The organism is Aquihabitans sp. McL0605, assembly GCF_049993875.1.
In the GTDB taxonomy this organism is placed as follows: Bacteria; Actinomycetota; Acidimicrobiia; order Acidimicrobiales; family Iamiaceae; genus Aquihabitans.
Genome location: NZ_CP188252.1, coordinates 270,081 through 285,897 on the forward strand (window position 1 = coordinate 270,081; position 15,817 = coordinate 285,897).

16 protein-coding genes are annotated in these 15,817 nt (G+C 71.2%); 9 read left to right on the plus strand and 7 right to left on the minus strand.

Annotation, left to right across the window (positions count from 1 at the left end; translation table 11 throughout):
* Positions 1-15 precede the first annotated feature (15 nt).
* The 4 genes from ACPPVX_RS01220 (at position 16) to ACPPVX_RS01235 (ending at position 3,776) form a co-directional block, all read left to right on the plus strand.
* Positions 16-1,431, plus strand: a complete 1,416-nt coding sequence (locus ACPPVX_RS01220) for an RNB domain-containing ribonuclease (RefSeq protein ID WP_426573059.1) — start codon at positions 16-18, stop codon at positions 1,429-1,431.
* A 62-nt stretch (positions 1,432-1,493) separates the two neighbouring features.
* Complete coding sequence (locus ACPPVX_RS01225) at positions 1,494-1,796, plus strand: putative quinol monooxygenase (RefSeq protein ID WP_426573060.1); 303 nt, start codon at positions 1,494-1,496, stop codon at positions 1,794-1,796.
* A 16-nt stretch (positions 1,797-1,812) separates the two neighbouring features.
* On the plus strand, positions 1,813-2,706 hold the full coding sequence (locus ACPPVX_RS01230) for an FhaA domain-containing protein (protein WP_426573061.1): 894 nt from the start codon (positions 1,813-1,815) through the stop codon (positions 2,704-2,706).
* Positions 2,703-3,776 carry an LCP family protein gene (locus tag ACPPVX_RS01235; RefSeq protein ID WP_426573062.1) on the plus strand — a complete coding sequence of 358 codons (1,074 nt, stop codon included), beginning with the start codon at positions 2,703-2,705 and terminating at the stop codon, positions 3,774-3,776. The genes ACPPVX_RS01230 and ACPPVX_RS01235 overlap by 4 nt, the downstream gene beginning before the upstream one ends.
* Positions 3,777-3,812: 36 nt before the next feature.
* Here ACPPVX_RS01235 and ACPPVX_RS01240 read toward each other — a convergent pair whose 3' ends face one another.
* A complete protein-coding gene (locus ACPPVX_RS01240) occupies positions 3,813-4,481 on the minus strand; it encodes a M15 family metallopeptidase (RefSeq protein ID WP_426573063.1) in 669 nt (222 codons plus the stop codon).
* A gap of 35 nt (positions 4,482-4,516) precedes the next feature.
* Here ACPPVX_RS01240 and ACPPVX_RS01245 point away from each other — a divergent pair, with 35 nt between their 5' ends.
* Positions 4,517-6,196 (plus strand): helicase HerA-like domain-containing protein, encoded by a 1,680-nt coding sequence (locus ACPPVX_RS01245; protein ID WP_426573064.1) that lies wholly within the window; start codon positions 4,517-4,519, stop codon positions 6,194-6,196.
* Positions 6,197-6,464: 268 nt separating this feature from the next.
* Here ACPPVX_RS01245 and ACPPVX_RS01250 read toward each other — a convergent pair whose 3' ends face one another.
* From ACPPVX_RS01250 to ACPPVX_RS01265, 4 genes are all read right to left on the minus strand, one after another.
* A complete protein-coding gene (locus ACPPVX_RS01250; protein ID WP_426573065.1) occupies positions 6,465-6,593 on the minus strand; it encodes a hypothetical protein in 129 nt (42 codons plus the stop codon).
* Positions 6,574-7,077, minus strand: coding sequence for a pyridoxamine 5'-phosphate oxidase (locus ACPPVX_RS01255; protein WP_426574972.1), 504 nt, complete (start codon positions 7,075-7,077; stop codon positions 6,574-6,576). Before ACPPVX_RS01255 ends, ACPPVX_RS01250 begins: the two co-directional genes overlap by 20 nt.
* 391 nt (positions 7,078-7,468) lie before the next feature.
* Positions 7,469-8,134, minus strand: coding sequence for a TetR/AcrR family transcriptional regulator (locus tag ACPPVX_RS01260; protein ID WP_426573066.1), 666 nt, complete (start codon positions 8,132-8,134; stop codon positions 7,469-7,471).
* Positions 8,135-8,288: 154 nt separating this feature from the next.
* On the minus strand, positions 8,289-8,891 hold the full coding sequence (locus tag ACPPVX_RS01265; RefSeq protein WP_426573067.1) for a TetR/AcrR family transcriptional regulator: 603 nt from the start codon (positions 8,889-8,891) through the stop codon (positions 8,289-8,291).
* 60 nt (positions 8,892-8,951) lie between these two features.
* Between ACPPVX_RS01265 and ACPPVX_RS01270 the strand changes: the two genes are divergently transcribed.
* Together ACPPVX_RS01270 and ACPPVX_RS01275 are read left to right on the plus strand one after the other, a co-directional pair.
* Positions 8,952-10,517: a hypothetical protein gene (locus ACPPVX_RS01270; protein ID WP_426573068.1), complete on the plus strand. Its 1,566-nt coding sequence runs from the start codon at positions 8,952-8,954 to the stop codon at positions 10,515-10,517.
* A 235-nt stretch (positions 10,518-10,752) separates the two neighbouring features.
* Positions 10,753-11,583, plus strand: a complete 831-nt coding sequence (locus ACPPVX_RS01275) for an alpha/beta hydrolase (protein ID WP_426573069.1) — start codon at positions 10,753-10,755, stop codon at positions 11,581-11,583.
* A 116-nt stretch (positions 11,584-11,699) separates the two neighbouring features.
* Here the strand turns inward: ACPPVX_RS01275 and ACPPVX_RS01280 are convergent, their stop codons facing one another.
* Positions 11,700-12,158, minus strand: coding sequence for a hypothetical protein (locus ACPPVX_RS01280; protein ID WP_426573070.1), 459 nt, complete (start codon positions 12,156-12,158; stop codon positions 11,700-11,702).
* A 93-nt stretch (positions 12,159-12,251) separates the two neighbouring features.
* Here ACPPVX_RS01280 and ACPPVX_RS01285 point away from each other — a divergent pair, with 93 nt between their 5' ends.
* Together ACPPVX_RS01285 and ACPPVX_RS01290 are read left to right on the plus strand one after the other, a co-directional pair.
* Positions 12,252-14,093, plus strand: a complete 1,842-nt coding sequence (locus ACPPVX_RS01285; RefSeq protein ID WP_426573071.1) for a PQQ-binding-like beta-propeller repeat protein — start codon at positions 12,252-12,254, stop codon at positions 14,091-14,093.
* A gap of 41 nt (positions 14,094-14,134) precedes the next feature.
* A complete protein-coding gene (locus ACPPVX_RS01290; protein WP_426573072.1) occupies positions 14,135-15,124 on the plus strand; it encodes a sigma-70 family RNA polymerase sigma factor in 990 nt (329 codons plus the stop codon).
* 19 nt (positions 15,125-15,143) lie between these two features.
* Here ACPPVX_RS01290 and ACPPVX_RS01295 read toward each other — a convergent pair whose 3' ends face one another.
* Positions 15,144-15,719 carry a TIGR03086 family metal-binding protein gene (locus ACPPVX_RS01295; protein ID WP_426573073.1) on the minus strand — a complete coding sequence of 192 codons (576 nt, stop codon included), beginning with the start codon at positions 15,717-15,719 and terminating at the stop codon, positions 15,144-15,146.
* Positions 15,720-15,817: the final 98 nt, after the last annotated feature.

Genomic DNA, 15,817 nt, shown 5'->3' on the forward strand with positions numbered 1-15,817 from the left:
GCTAGAACCTTCGACGTGGTCGCCCATCGCATCCGATCGTCCGCCGCCGCTCCGCTCGGCTTCGACGACATCCGCCGAGAGCTCGGGATCCCGGGCCCGTTCCCGCCCGAGGTGCTGGCGCAGGCCCAGCAGGAGGCGGGCCGGACCTTCCCCGACCACGTCGACGCCACCGACCTCGAGCTGGTGACGATCGACCCGGCCGGGTCCAAGGACCTCGACCAGGCCGTGGCGATCGAGACCCGAGGCGACGGGTGGCGCGTGTCGTACGCGATCGCCGACGTGGCCAGCTGGGTCGACTCGGGATCGGCGCTCGACCTCGAGGCCCACCGCCGCACGCAGACCTACTACGCGCCCGACCGGCGGGTGCCGCTGCACCCCGAGGTCCTGGGCGAGGGCGCGGCATCGCTGCTGCCCGACGGGCCCCGGCCGGCCGCGCTCTGGACCATCGACGTCGACGCCAGCGGGACCACCACCGCCATCGACGTCCACCGGGCGATGGTGCGCAGCCGGACCCAGCTCACCTACCAGGGCGTCCAGGAGCAGCTCGACGCCGGGACCGCCCCGCCGGTGCTCCAGGCCTTCCCCGCCATCGGCGCCGCGCTCCTGCAGGCCGCTCGCGCCCGCGGGGCGATCGAGCTCGGCCTGCCGGAGCAATCGGTCGTGGCCACGCCCGATGGCTCGTGGACCGTGGAGCTGCGCGCCGACCTGCCCATCGAGCAGTGGAACGCCCAGATCTCGCTCCTCACGGGTCGGGCGGCCGCCAGCTTGATGCTCGACGCCGGCATCGGCGTGCTCCGGACCGTCCCGAAGGCCGACGAGGCGGCGTTCCCCCGGCTCCGAGCAGCGGCCCGCAACCTGGGCATCGCCTGGCCCGACGGGGCCGGCCCCGGTGACGTGCTCGCGTCCCTCGACACCTCGCAGCCCCGCCACGCCGCGTTCGCCGACCTGGCGGCCGAGCTGCTGCGCGGCGCCGCCTACACGCCGTTCTCCGGGGCGCCTCCGGCCGACCCGGGCCATGCCGGCGTCGGCGCCCCCTACGCCCACGTGACCGCGCCGCTCCGCCGTCTGGTCGACCGCTTCGGCACCGAGATCTGCCTCGCCGTCTCCCACGGCCGGCCCGTCCCCGGGTGGGTCACCGACGCACTGCCCCAGCTGCCCGAGCAGATGGCCGCCGGCGACAGCCTGAGCAAGAAGCTCGACCGGGCGGTCATCGACGCCACCGAGGCCTTCGTCCTGACCGATCGGGTCGGCAAGGTCTTCGCCGCATCGGTGGTGGAGACAGGAGCGTCCTACGGCACGGTCGTGCTCGACGAGCCGCCGGTCCGGGCCCGTTGCGACACCAGCAACCTCCCGCTCGGCGCCTCGGTCCACGTGCGCTGCACCCTGGCCGACGTGGCCACCCGGCAGGTGCGGTTCGAACGGGTGTCATGAGTTCAGGGGTGCCGGCCCTCTAACGTTGACCGACCCACCCCGGACCCCAAGGACCGCTCCCGATGTTCGTCGTCACCGGCTACCTCACCATCAACCCCGACCTGCGCGCCGAGGCTGAGGCCGCCATCGCCGCGTTCGTCCCGGCCACGCGCGCCGAGGCGGGCTGCATCGACTACCGGATGTCCACCGACGTCCTCGACCCCACGATCATCAACGGCGTGGAGATCTGGGAGGACCAGGCGGCCATCGATGCCCACATGGGCAGCGCCCACATGGCGGAGTTCATGGGCGCGATCGGCAGCTGCCTCGGCGGCGAGGCCACGTTCACGTCGCACGAGGTCTCCTCCTCCACGAAGATCATCTGAGAGAGCTCCTCTCCCCTTGCTGCTCCCCGTCGCGGTCATCGCCGTCGGCGCCCTCCTCGGGTTCGTCGGCTCCCGCAAGCTCCGTCGTCCCCAGACCGTCGCCCAGGCGGCGTCGGTCGCGCGCACGGTCAGCGGCAGCGTGGGGCGGCGCAAGACGCTCACCGCACCGGAGCTCCAGCGGGCCTGCTTCTCCGAGATGGTCCGCCACGTCCGGGTCAACCGGCAGGGACGCACCGAGGCCCCCGCCCGCTACCTGATCCAGCTGAGCGCCGACGACCTCGAGGTGGTCGACGAGACGCGGGGGTGGTTCGTCGACGGGCTCACCGATGCCCTGCGCACGGCCGCCCAGGACAACGGCTGGGAGCTCGACGGGACCATCGACATCCGCTTCGAGGCCGACCCGTCGCGCCGCCCCGGGGTGCCCAACGCGCTGGCGGTCGACCCCGAGGGCCCCAAGAAGGCCAAGCCCACCACGCCGCCGCCGGCCGGCGCACCGAAGGCCCCGACGGGGGGACGGTCCACCCGGTTGGCCGTGGTGCGCACCGACACCTCCGAGCGCATCGTCCTCGGCAGCGACGTGATCACCATCGGCCGCAGCACCGACAGCACCATCGTGGTCGACGACACCAGGGTCAGCCGGGCGCACGCCACCATCGGCCGCGGCCGATCGGCGTGGACCATCACCGACAGCGGATCGTCGAACGGCACCACGCTCAACGGCCGGCTGCTCACGCCCAACTCGGCGCAGACGCTGGCGGCGGGCGACGTGATCGGCGTCGGCCCCGTCGACCTCCGCGTCGAGGCCGAGGGCGCCCCCTCCCGGCCCGCCGGCACCCGTGCTCTCGACGACAGCGACCGCACCCGCATCTCCGGTGAGGTCCTCCCGCCGCCGAGGCGGCCCCGCCCGTGAAGTTCGCCCTCTACCTCTTGATCGGCCTCGCGCTCGGCATCATCGCCGAGCGCCTGATCGGCGTGCGCGCCCCGTCACCGGCCGCCGACGCCGACGGCCCCAGCACCGCGACCGCTCCTGGGGCCCGCCCGCCGAAGCGGAAGCGCAAGCGCCGGGTCGGCCGGATCATCGCCATCACCTCCGTGGTGGTCGTGATCCTCCTCCTCCTCACCGCGTTCGGCGCCTACCGGTGGGCGAGCAACGTCTTCGACAAGATCGAGAAGGTGCCCGTCAGCGCCCAGCTCACGCCGAAGAGCGGCAGCGCCACCAACTACCTGCTGGTGGGCAGCGACAACGGCCGCACCGGCGAGGCCCAGCGCCAGGGCGTGCAGGGCGCCCGGTCCGACACGATCATGGTGCTCCGGATCGAAGACGGTCACGCCAAGATGCTCTCGCTCAACCGCGACCTGTGGGTCGAGAACCCGGCCACGGGCGAGAACGGGCGGCTCAACGCCACCTACAACCAAGGGCCCGGGAACCTCATCCAGGCCGTCACCCAGAACTTCGGCATCCCGATCAACCACTACATCGAGATCGACTTCGAGTCCTTCGGCGGGCTCGTCGATGCGTTCGGCGGCATCGACATCTACTTCCCGCACCCCGCGTTCGATCCGGCGTCCGGCCTCGACATCAAGGAGGCCGGGCTCGTGCACCTCGACGGCAAGCAGGCGCTCGCCTTCGTGCGGTCCCGGCACTACAACGAGTGGATCGACGGCAAGGCGGTGCCCGATCCCACCAGCGACCTCGGCCGCGTCCAGCGCCAGCAGGTCTTCCTCCGGGAGATCATGAAGAAGGCCGGCGGCAAGCGGAACCCGTTCACGCTCAGGGACGCTGCCGAGAACATGTCCGGTGGGCTGCGCATCGACGACCAGATGACGATGTGGGAGGCGGCTCGCTTCGCCTGGGACATGGGCCGCCTCAACCCGGAGTCGGTGGTGCTCCCGGTGACCGGCCGGACCACCAGTGGCGGCGCCGCCGTGCTCGACCTCGATCAGCCCGAGGCGAACGCCGTCCTCGACCAGTTCCGCTGACCGGGCCGGGGCCGGCCCGACCCGGCCGAGCGGCGCCTACCGGCCCGTGAGCGAGACGTGCTGGTAGTCCTTCGGGTCGGTCCACGCCCCGCCCCACGACCACCCGATCGCCGCGAACGCGGCCCGCACCGCGCCCTTGGCGTGGATCATGCCCGGGACCCGCAAGGTGCGGTCGGCCCACGGCTTGGCCGCCGGCGGCAGGATCGTGCCGCTCCTGGTCACGTATGGGTTCTGGACCGGGTTGATGTCGATCGCCATCCCGTAGGCGTGCTCGGACCAGCCCGACCCGCCCGTGACCTTGCGGCAGTTGAACGCCGAGGTGTTGTTGGCCGCCATCGACGCATCGTCGCTCGATCCGTACACCTGGACCGGGTGGATGCGCCGGATCTGGAAGCGGGCGGCGTAGAGCTGCCCGAACGCGCCGGCCACGTCGTCGGCCACGTCCTGGTGGACGATCAGGTCGCCGTGGTGCACCGCGCCGTCGTAGCCCCAGTACGCCACCCGGACCCGCCGGAGCTGGGCCGGGCCCACCGGGCAGCCCGCCCGCCAGCTCGACCCCAGCGCAGCCGCATCGACCGTGGTGACAGCGCTGGCGAACGCCGGCACCGCCGCGTCCTTCGCCGGGGGGTGGCCGGTGGTGGGATCGAAGCAGCCGACCAGCGCGAGCGGCACCGCGAGGGCGAGGAGCAGAGCCGATCGGCGCACGTCGCCAGGGTACGAGCGGGCTACCGTTCGCGCTCGTGACCCCCACCGACCAGCCCACCGAAGCCTTCGGCACCCGGATCGCCGCGGGCTACGCCTCCACCGGCGCCACCGTCGACATCGGGCGGGCGGTCCTCGACGGCACCAGCTACCCCGAGGCCGTGGTCCAGATCCCCACCGCGATGTGCAACCGCCACGGGCTCATCGCCGGGGCCACCGGCACCGGCAAGACCGTCACGCTCCAGCTCCTGGCCGAGCAGCTGTCGGCGCAGGGGGTTCCGGTCTTCACCGCCGACATCAAGGGCGACCTCACGGGCCTGGCCGAGCCCGCCCAGCCCGGCGACAAGATCCAAGCCCGCATCGACGAGCTGAAGCTCACCTACACGCCGACCGGCACGCCGGTGCAGTTCTGGGCGCTCGGCGGCCAAGGACCGGGCGTGCCCGTCCGAGCGAGCCTGGGCAGCTTCGGACCGCAGCTGCTGTCGAAAGTGCTCGGCGCCAACGAGACGCAGTCGTCGTCGCTGGCGCTCGTCTTCTACTACGCCGACCAGAAGGGGCTGCCGCTGCTCGACCTGGTCGATCTGGTCGATCTGCTGAAGTACCTCACCGGCGACGAGGGCAAGGCCGAGCTCAAGTCGATCGGCGGCCTGTCATCGGCCACCGCGGGCGTGCTGCTGCGCAAGCTGGTGGAGCTGCAGCAGCAGGACGCCGAGCTGTTCTTCGGCGAGCCCGAGGTGTCGATCGACCACCTCATCCGCCTGGCACCCGACGGCCGTGGCGTCGTCAACTGCCTGGAGCTGGCCGCCGTCCAGGACCGGCCCAAGCTGTTCTCGACGTTCATGATGTGGCTGCTGGCCCACCTCTTCGAGACGCTCCCCGAGGCCGGCGACCTCGACAAGCCCAAGCTGGTGTTCTTCTTCGACGAGGCCCACCTGCTCTTCGACGGCGCGCCCAAGGAGTTCATCGACCAGGTCGCCCAGACGGTGCGGCTCATCCGGTCGAAGGGCGTCGGCGTGTTCTTCATCACCCAGCTCCCCGACGACGTGCCCGATGTGGTCCTCGCCCAGCTGGGGAACCGGGTGCAGCACGGGCTGCGGGCGTACACGCCCCGGGACGCCAAGGCGCTCAAGGCGGCGGTGTCGACCTACCCCAAGACGTCCGACTACGACCTCGAGGAGGCGCTGACCCAGCTGGGCATCGGCGAAGCCATCGTCACCACGCTGTCCGACAACGGCGCCCCCACTCCGGTGGCATGGACCCGCGTGCGACCGCCCGAGTCGAAGATCGGCGCCATCGACCCCGCCCAGGTGGCCACCATGGCCCAGGCCAGCGACCTCTGGGCCACCTACGCCACCGAGCTCGACCGGCCCTCGGCCCGTGAGATGCTCGCCCAGCGCATGGGCGTGGCCCCCGCGGCGCCGACGGCTCCGGCCCCGGCCGGTCCGTCCGATCCGGCGGCCGTCCGCCCCGACCTGCCCCCGCCGCCGGGCGCCCCCTCACCGGGAGACCTCGTCAAGGACTCGGGGATCGACCCCGGCGACTTCGACGTGAGGGTCCCCGACGCCCCCACCAAGCCGAAGGCGGCTCCGAAGGAACCGAAGGCGAAGGCCAAGAAGGACGATGGCAACGCGGTCACCGACTTCCTGAAGAGCCGGGAGGGCCGGGCCACCGTGAACAACGTCGTCCGCGGCGTCTTCGACCTGATCAAGCAGAAGTGAGCCCGGCGGTGACCCACCGGGTGCCCGAACCCGCCCGAGCGCTCGTCGGCGGCGTGGTGCCCCGAAGCGCCCGCCTCGAGGTCATCGCCGATCGGGTACTCAGGGCCCGTCTCCCTTGTCCGGGGGATCCCTGCCCGGCCACGTCGGAGCGACAAGTCCAGCCCAGCCACGAGATCGTCGCTGTGAGGTGGCCGCGCTCGCTCGCCCCACCTCCCTGTCCCTCGACGCCGGGTCGTGGACATGGCCATCCGGCACCTATGCCACGGTCTCATCGCGACTTGGTGGAGAGCACGATCGTCCAGACCATCAGGTAGACGGCAACAACGCCTGCGATCGAGCCCCAGAGGTAGCTGTTGGTGCGGCGCATGGGATCCGCCTCAGGCTGGGTCTGCGGCATCCCAGGGGATGCTGCCCGAGGTCCAGTGGGTGAGCGTCTCGTCCTGGCCTTCGTGGTGGAGGTGCCGGGGTGGGGTGGCGAAGGTGAGGTACGGGCGGCACCGGATCACGAGTCGTCGCTCCTCGTCGGCCATGGCGGCCACGACAGGTCGAGCGTCAGCGGAGAGCTCCTCGCCCGACATCCGTCCGCCGACGGCCATCATCACGGCGATCGTCAGGTCGGGGTCGTGTTCAAGGGTGGCGTCGGCGTACACCTGCAGGAAGGTGAACGGCCATCGTTCATCCAGGATGCAGAGGCTGACCTTGGAGCTGCGGGCGACCGCGAGGGCCTTGGCCCGGTCGGCGAGGGTCGACACGAGCAGCTCATCATCCGTGGTTGGGAGGTAGTACACGACCGACATCGCCGGGCCGTGGACCTGGCGGCCGTATCCGAAGATGCACGTCCGGTGGGTTCGCACGAACTCGCGCCGCTCCGACGGAAGCATGTCCCGGTCGGTCGGAGCGGTGTACGGCTCGGTCGGGATCGGAAGGATCGTCACGGGTTCGTCTCCCATCGTCGGTCGCCGGCGTTGTCCCCGCCTTGCGGGAATCCAAACGGGAACGTTGTTACCTTAGCGGCAGCGTTGTTGCCGTTCCCGCCCGGCGTGCTGAGGAACGCTGCCGCCGCGGCGCGGTGGGTCGAGGAGATGGCCGCGAGCTCCCGATCGGGTACCGGGAGGTCGCCACCCGCACGCCCGCTCAGGTCCGGCCCACGCGGCCCGTAGCGCGGGTGCTCGATGGCCGTACGGTCAGCGTGGAGCGATCATCCCCCGGCCGGATCGAGGATGGTCAGGTGCTGCGGCTCGATCTGGGCGCCGGCGCGGCCCGCGGCGCGACCTAGGTTCGTTCAACGAGGCCGGCGGCACCGCCGCCCGCGAGACGCAGTTCGACACCGTCGAGCAGAAGGCGGAGCCCGAACTCGAACTCCCCAGCCGGGGGGTTCCTGGTCAAACGATCCGCCGACTCGATCAGACGGGGGAAATCCTCGCTCGGCAATCCCCGGTAGAAGTCACGCAACGACAGCGTGCGCGAGCGTTGCGGCCCATCCGCAGGAAAGTCCGCCATCGGGTTGAGCAGCGCGGACCCCAGCACGTGGTGGAGGACGGCAATGAGCAGGTCAGCGGCTAGATCGCTCGAAAGCCCGTGCTCGCGGAGCAGCTCCAGCACCTGGTTCCGGGCTCGAAGGGCATGCGGCCCGACCGGAACCGACTCGACGAACAGCGGCAGCGCATGAGGATGGCCGACCAACGAGCGGCGCAGCGAGCGCGCCATCTCCTCGATGACGTTCCGCCACCCCGCAAAGGCCTCCGATGGTCCGAGGTCGGCCTCCCCCACGATCTCGTCGACGACGAGGGCGCCGATCTCGTCCTTGCTCCCCACATGCCGATACAGGGTCGTCGTGCCGGTGCTCAGCTCCGTCGCGAGGTTCCGCATCGTGAGCGCGCTGAGGCCGTCACGGTCGATCAATGCGAGAGATGCGGCGACGATCCGGTCGATCGTCATGGGCACCCGCCGGGCAGCAGAGCCCGCCTCACCGCGAGCTCGCCACCACGCCGGCGATCCAGCGGGAGCCTTCGCCTCCGCGGCCGCGGAACTCCTCTGCACGGGCACACCGTAGCCGCCGGCGGGAACGCGGCGTGGCGCCGCTCAGGTACCGCTACGGCGTGGCGAACCCGTCGAGCAGACCCTGGAAGTGGGCGGCCATGTCCGTCGATGGGTCGAACAGCCACTGCACCTGCAAGCCGTACATCAGTGCCTGGCACTGCCTCGCCGCTTGGTCGAGGTCGAGATCGGGTCTGATCAGCCCCTGCTTCACGGCGTGTTCGATGCCGGTGCGCATGAGCCCGATGATGAGCTGTGATCGCTGACGGAAGTACTCGTGGGCGGGATGGGACTCGTCGGTCGCCTCCGCGGACAGGACCGTGAACATCTGGACGAGTTGACGGTTCGAGGAGTTCTCCTCGATCACCGCGATCATCCCGGCAAGCGGGTCCTGCGCCCGCACGACCGCAGTCTGGGCTGCGACCAGCGAGACCGTGTCGCGACTGTCCAAGACCGCCGTCAACAGGTCGGCCTTCTTCGGGAAGTGATGCAGCAGGCCGGCCTGGCTCAAGCCGACGGCACGAGCGATCTCGCGCATCGACGCGCCGTGGTAGCCGTGTTGGGCGAAGTGCTCCAGCGCCGTTCGGATGATGAGGTCGCGCTGCGTCGACGACTTCGCGTACGGGCCCCGCAGCTTCCCGGTCGGCGTAGCGGTCATGTCGTCCAGCGTAGGGCGACGAAACCACGTCAGGTGAATGGTTTTGGTACCGTCGCCGCCATGGTGCATCCCCAGCAAGCTCTCCGTCGTCGTCTCGCCGTTCCTGCGGTCCTCGTCTTCGCTCTGGTGGCAGCGGTCGGCTGCAGTGGCGACGACGACGCGGCGACGAGCGGTTCGAGCAGCACCCAGGACTCCGCCGCGACCTCGGCCATCAAGGCGGACGTGGTGCTCTCCACCGACGGCAAGGTGGTGGCGACGGTCGATGAGCGGTTCCAGTCGTACAACATCGAGATGGTCGAGGTCACCGGCGGAGAGTTCTGGCGGCCGTATGACGCCGGGGACGGCAAGGTTGCCCGACCGCCGATCGACCTCAGCTCCGAACGGCTCCGAAACCTGGCCCGTGCGCTCGGCCCCGCCTACATCCGGATCAGCGGGTCCTGGGCGAACTCGACCTACTTCGACCCGAGCGGTACCGCCGGCGAAACGCCCCCGGCGGGGTTCGGTGGCGTGTTGACCGGCGACCAGTGGATCGGCGTCGGTGAGTTCGCACGGGCCGTGCACGGAGAGGTGACCACGTCGTTCGCGTCGAACGACGCGGTGCGCGATGCGGCCGGTGCCTGGCAGGGCGACCAAGCCCGGGCGCTCCTGGAGTTCTCCAAGGGACACGACGTGCCGCTCGTCGCGGCCGAGCTGTTCAACGAGCCGGGCCTGCCGGTCGGCATGCCGGCCGGCTACGACGGCGCTGCCTACGGACGCGACGTCAAGACCTTCCTCGGCGTCGTCGACGACGTGATGCCGAACCTCCGGATCGTCGCTCCGGGAGCGACCGCTGATGTCGTCCCGCTGGTGATCAGTCCGTCCATCACGGGCGAAGCACTGGCCGACGGAGCGAAACCTCGGATCGACGCGTTCAGCTACCACTTCTACCCGAACGTGTCCGAGCGCTGCGGCTCCGACGAGGGCCCCGACGTCGCGCTCACGTCGGAGCTCCTGTCGCGCATCGACAAGACCAAGGCCTACTACGAGGACCTTCGGGACCGGACCGCACCGGGCGCGCCGATGTGGCTCACCGAGACCGCCCAGGCCGCCTGCGGTGGCGACCGTTGGGCCGCGACCTATCGCGACGTGATCCGCTACGTCGACACCCTCGGCCGCCTCTCGACCGGCGACGGCGACGTGGTGTTCCACAACACGCTCGCGGCCAGCGACTACGGCCTCCTCGACGAGGACGGCCTCGTGCCCCGGCCCGACTACTGGGCAGCCGTGCTGTGGTCTCGCCTCATGGGTCCCCAGGTCCTCGCCAGCAGCAGCACCGGAAGCGTCGAGGACCTGACGGTCTACGCCCACTGCCGGGCCGGCGACGAGGACGGCGCCACGTACGCCGTGGTCAACGCCTCGACCGACCAGACCCGCACCGTCGCCACCGCGTCACGTACCGCCGAGGTCTACCGGCTGACGAGTGGCGACCTCGACAGCGCGACGGTTCAGCTCAACGGCGACGAGCTCGTCGCCGACGACGACGGCACGCTGCCTGACATGAAGGCCGAGCAGGTCGATGGCACCGTCGAGGTCCCACCCGCGAGCGTCGCGTTCGTCGTCGACCCCGTCGCCACCGGATGCAGCTGACGACCACCCGCCCCCGACGGTCGATCTGATGCCAGCGCCACGTCGCGGATGATCTGAACGCGCCGGAGCGCGATGCCGGGGGACCTGCGTGTGCCGGGTCGCGTCGAGGGCGGCGCACCCATCCCACTGCTCCGTCCAACCGAGAAGAAGTGACCAGCGGAAACGCGCCCGACATGTAGGTGCGCGATCCTGGCCTGACCGCGTCGATCGACGCGCCCAGCAGCGGAGGCGAACCATGTCCGACGTACCCACCCCCACACCCGGCGGGCCCGATTCGATCGTGCTCATCCACGGGCTCTGGATGACCCGACTGTCCTGGCAGCCGTGGGTCGACCGGTACTCCGCCGCCGGGTGGACCGTCCACACGCCGGAGTGGCCCGGCATGGACCGGCCCATCGAGGAGATCCGGTCCGACCCCTCGCCGATGGACAACGTCGGCGTCGGTGAGGTGGTCGACAGCCACGCCGCGTTCATCGAGTCGCTCCCGTCGAAGCCGCTCATCATGGGCCACTCGTTCGGTGGGCTCGTGACCGAGCTCCTCCTCGACCGCCTGCTCGGCGCCGCGGGGGTGGCGCTGTCGCCCGCTCCCGGGAAGGGGATCTACATCCTGCCGCCGCGGGCCCTGAAGTCGGCCTCGCCGGTGCTCAAGAGCCCCGGGAACCGGAAGAAGACCGTGGCCCTCACGCCCGAGCAGTTCCACGACGCGTTCGCCAACACGCTCAGCGCCGAAGGCTCCAAGGACGTGTACGACCGCCTCCACGTCCCCGCCCCCGGGCGGCCCCTGTTCCAAGCCGCGTTCGCCAACATGGACCGGCACTCACCGGTGGCCTTCGACAAGAAGCGGGCCGGCCGGGCACCGCTCCTGATCGTCGGGGCCAGCAAGGACCACCTCGTGCCCGCGTCGGTGTCGCACAAGTCGTTCAACCTCTACAAGCACTCGCCGTCGGTCACCGAGCTCAAGATCTTCGACGGCCGTTCGCACTTCCTGTGCGGCGAGCCCGGCTGGGAGGAGATCGCCGACTACTCGGTGTCGTGGGCCGTCAAGAGCACCACGCCCGCCCCCTGAGACCGCCAACGCCGGACGTTCGTGTGGGTGCGTGGTTCACCGGTGCCCCGGATCCACACGAACTCCGGTGGGGCGACCCGCCCGACGCCGACCGACCGCCGACCTGACCGCCGGGGTCAGGGAGCGGTCGTGGTGTTGATCACGGCGCCGTCGGAGGGCGCTCCGGTGGTGGTGGTGACCGCCGCGGCCCCGCCGCTGCCCGCCCCCGTGCCCGGTGCCGTCGTGGTGGTGGTGGGAGCGGTGCTGAGCTGCAGCTCCTTGCACCTGGTCATCGCCTTCGCCAGCTTGTCGGCGCTGTCGTCGGTCTTGGCGGGGTCGTCGACGGGTGCGCCGCCACCGCCTCGCTCGGCCAGCTCCTGGAGCTCGGACGGGGTCAGCGACCTCACCAGCGCCGAGGCGGCGCAGTCGGCCACCGGCTTGGCGACCCCCGAGTCGACCAGGGCCTGGGCCAGGTCGTCCTGCTTGGGGGTGGGCGTGCCGCAGCCGGCGAGCACGACGACGGCGACGGCGACGGCGGCCGCGAAGACCGCGGCGGTGAGGCGCGACCGGGGTGCGGGCGAGGAGGTGGGCGACATCGGGGGCGAGGCTACCGGCCGGCGCTCGTGGCCCCTGGCCAGCCCGGCCGGGACCTCCGGTCGGCGCCCGGCCCACCACTAGGGTCCGCCTCCATGGGCAGAGCGATCCGATGGGGGCTCGTCGGCCTGGTGGCGCTGAGCGCGGCCTGGGCGGCGACGGCATGTTCGTCCGGCGACTCGTCGAAGGGTGCCGCCGCACCGGCCACCCCCGACGGCGCCGCGATCTTCGCCGCCAACTGCGCCACCTGCCACGCCACCGATGGCAGCGGCGGCCAGGGACCGGCCATCGGCGACGGCGCCGCCGCCAAGGACCACAGCCGGGCCGAGCTGGTGGCGCTGGTCACCCACGGCAAGGCCGCCATGCCCGCCTGGGACAAGACGCTCAGCACGGCCGAGATCGCGGCCGTCGTCGACTACGTGCGCACCGACCTGGGCAAGGACGCCGGCACGAAGACCAGCACCACCTCCGGGTCGGCCGCCGGCCGCGGGTCGCTCAGCGGGATCCCACCCGAGCTGCGCACCACCGACGGCGACTGGGCCCTCGCCAACGGCGACTACGCCTCGACGCGGACCGTGGCCGATCCCAAGATCACGTCGAAGACCGTCGACGACCTGAAGCTGGCGTGGACGTACGACGTCCCCGGGGGCGGCACGTTCGGCAACCTCACCACCACGCCGCTGGTGGTGGGCGACAGCGTCTACCTCGGCGCCCTGACCACCAAGGTCCACGCCATCGACCGCGCCACCGGCAAGGAGCGGTTCACGGTCGGCCGGGACACCAGCATCTTCGGCCCCACCGGTGTGGGCATCGGCTGGGGCCGTCTGTTCGGGACCACCTCCAACAAGGCCGGCAAGGGCTCGGTGCTCGTCGCCTACTCGGCCGACGACGGCAGGCAGCTGTGGGCCACCGACCTGGGCGAGAACGGCGGCATCATCAACATGCAGCCCACCGCGTACGACGGCCTCGTGTTCGCCTCCACCTCGGGCTACGGCAACGGCACCAAGGCCACCATCTACGCGGTCGACGCCGAGACCGGCACCATCGTGTGGCGGTTCGTCGTGATCGCCGACCCCGGCCTCTGGGGCCATCCCGAGCTCAACAGCGGCGGCGGCGTCTGGTACCCGCCGACCATCGACACCAAGCGGGGGATCGCCTACTTCGGCACCGGCAACCCGTACCCGTTCCCCGGGACCCCGGGCTTCCCCAACGGGTCCAGCCGCCCCGGCGACAACAAGTGGACCGACTCGATGGTGGCGCTCGACATCGAGACCGGGAAGCTGGTCTGGGGCTACCAGGCCATCCCCCACGACCTCTTCGACCGCGACAGCATGGTCAGCGCGCGTGTCGACACGAAGGTCGACGGCAAGGACCGCTCGCTCGCCATCAGCACCGGCAAGCTCGGCATCGTGTCCGCCCTCGACGCCGACACCGGCGCGGTGGTGTGGAGGCGCAGCGTGGGCAAGCACCAGAACGACCAGCTCACGTCCATCGACGGGCCCACGCTGGTCTACCCCGGCTCGCTCGGCGGCGTGCAGACCCCCGTGGCCATCGCCGACGACACCATCTACACGTGCGTCATGAACGCGCCGGCGCAGTACGACGGGCCCGAGGTGACCAGCTTCGGGTTCGGGGTGCAGCTGGGCACCGCCGACAGCGACATGGTGGCCATCGACGCTGCCACGGGGAAGGTGAAGTGGGACGTGAAGCTGCCGGGCGACTCGTTCGGCGGCGCCACCGTGTCGGGCGACCTGATCTTCACGTCGTCGTTCGGGGGCAAGATCCTGGCCCTCGACCGCACCACCGGGAAGACCGTCTGGAGCTACGACGCCCCTGGGCCCATCAACGGCTGGCCGGCGATCACCGGCGACGAGCTGTACGTGCCCGTCGGCATGGCCGATCCCCCGCAGCTGCTGGCGTTCAAGCTCGGCGGCTGACAGGCGACGCGCCGGCCACGGCGTCTCCTAGCCTGCACATCGTGAGCACCAGCCAGGACATCGATGCCGACGTCGCCCTCGAGCTCGAGCGCTACCGCGGCGAGCTGATCGGGTACTGCTACCGGATGCTCGGCTCGGCATCGGAGGCCGAGGACGCCGTGCAGGACACGTTCACCAAGGCCTGGCGCAACATGGACCGCTTCGAGGGCCGTTCGTCGCTGCGGACCTGGCTCTACCGGATCGCCAGCAACGCCTGCTTCGACCAGCTCCGCTCCAGCCAGCGGCGGGCCCGGCCCATGGACCTCTCCGACTCGTGGGCCGTCGACGGGCCCATCGGCGACCTGCTGCCCGAGGTCACCTGGATCCAGCCGGTCCCCGACCGGCTGGTGCACGGCTCGGTGGCCGACCCGGCTGACGTGGCCGAGGGGCGCGACTCGATCCGCCTCGCGTTCATCTCGGCGCTCCAGCACCTGCCGGCGCGCCAGCGAGCGGCGCTCATCCTCTGCGAGGTGCTGCGGTGGCCCGCCGTCGACGTGGCCGACCTGCTCGACACCACGGTGGCCTCGGTGAACAGCGCCCTCCAGCGGGCCCGCGCCACCCTCGACTCGGTCAACGCCTCTCCCCCGGCTGCGCCGGCCGAGCCGGTCGACCAGGACCTGCTCGACCGGTACCTCGATGCGTTCGAGCGCTACGACATCGACGCCCTCAGCGAGCTGGTCCGCCAGGACGCCATCCAGTCGATGCCGCCCTACGAGCTGTGGCTGGAGGGCCGCGACGACATCATCGCGTGGTGGGTCGGCCCCGGCGCCGAGTGCGAGGGCTCGCGGCTCGTCCGCGCCGCCGACGCCAACGGCTGCCCGGCGTTCGGCCAGTACCGCCCCAGCGGTCCTGGTGGGCGCCACGAGCCCTGGGCGCTCCAGGTGCTCATGCTCGACGGAGACACCATCGGCGAGTTCGCCTTCTTCCTCGACACCGAGACGCTGTTCCCGATCTTCGGCCTGCCCCAGCACCCCGACGACCCGCTGCCCTGATCGGGCGGCCGCGCCTCGGTCAGAGCGGGGTGCGCCCCGTCCAGGCGAGGAACGCCTCGGTGGGCGATGCGTGGGGCGCCACGTCGGCCTCCGGGCCGAACGCGCCGTTGGCCCCTCGGACGACGTCGGCCGGGAAGGGATCGATGTAGGCGTGCGTGAAGTCGATGACGTCCTGCGGGATCTCGACCTGGATCCCGGCCGCCTCGGCGACGTCCCAGCCGTGGACGTACAGGTCGATGGCCGGGAACGCCAGGCGATCCGCGACCGTGCGCTTGCCCATGGGCGTGTCCATCTCCAGCTCGAGGTCTGCCCCCACGAGCGCCTCTCGGCAGCGCTGGGCCGCGGCGCGGTAGTACTCGGCCGGGTCGCCCTCGACCAGGTCTGCGGGCCGGTCGAACTCCGGCCACGTGGGCTGCTCGCCGTTGAGCAGGCTGGCACCCATGTTCAGGGCGGTGCTGAGGTGGCCCAGCACGTCGAGCGCGGTCCATCCGGCGCACGGCGACGGCTTGTCCCAGTCGCCCGGCTGGATCTGGGCCACCACCCCGTCGAAGAAGGACAGGCCGTCGTCGAACACGGTTGCAGAGGTCAGCGTCATGGGCTCGATTGTGCCACCGGGGTCTGACGGTGAGCCGGGGTCGGCCGCACATCCGCTAGAGATGGCCTCCCACCTGCACCCGGAGCCCGTCCATGCAC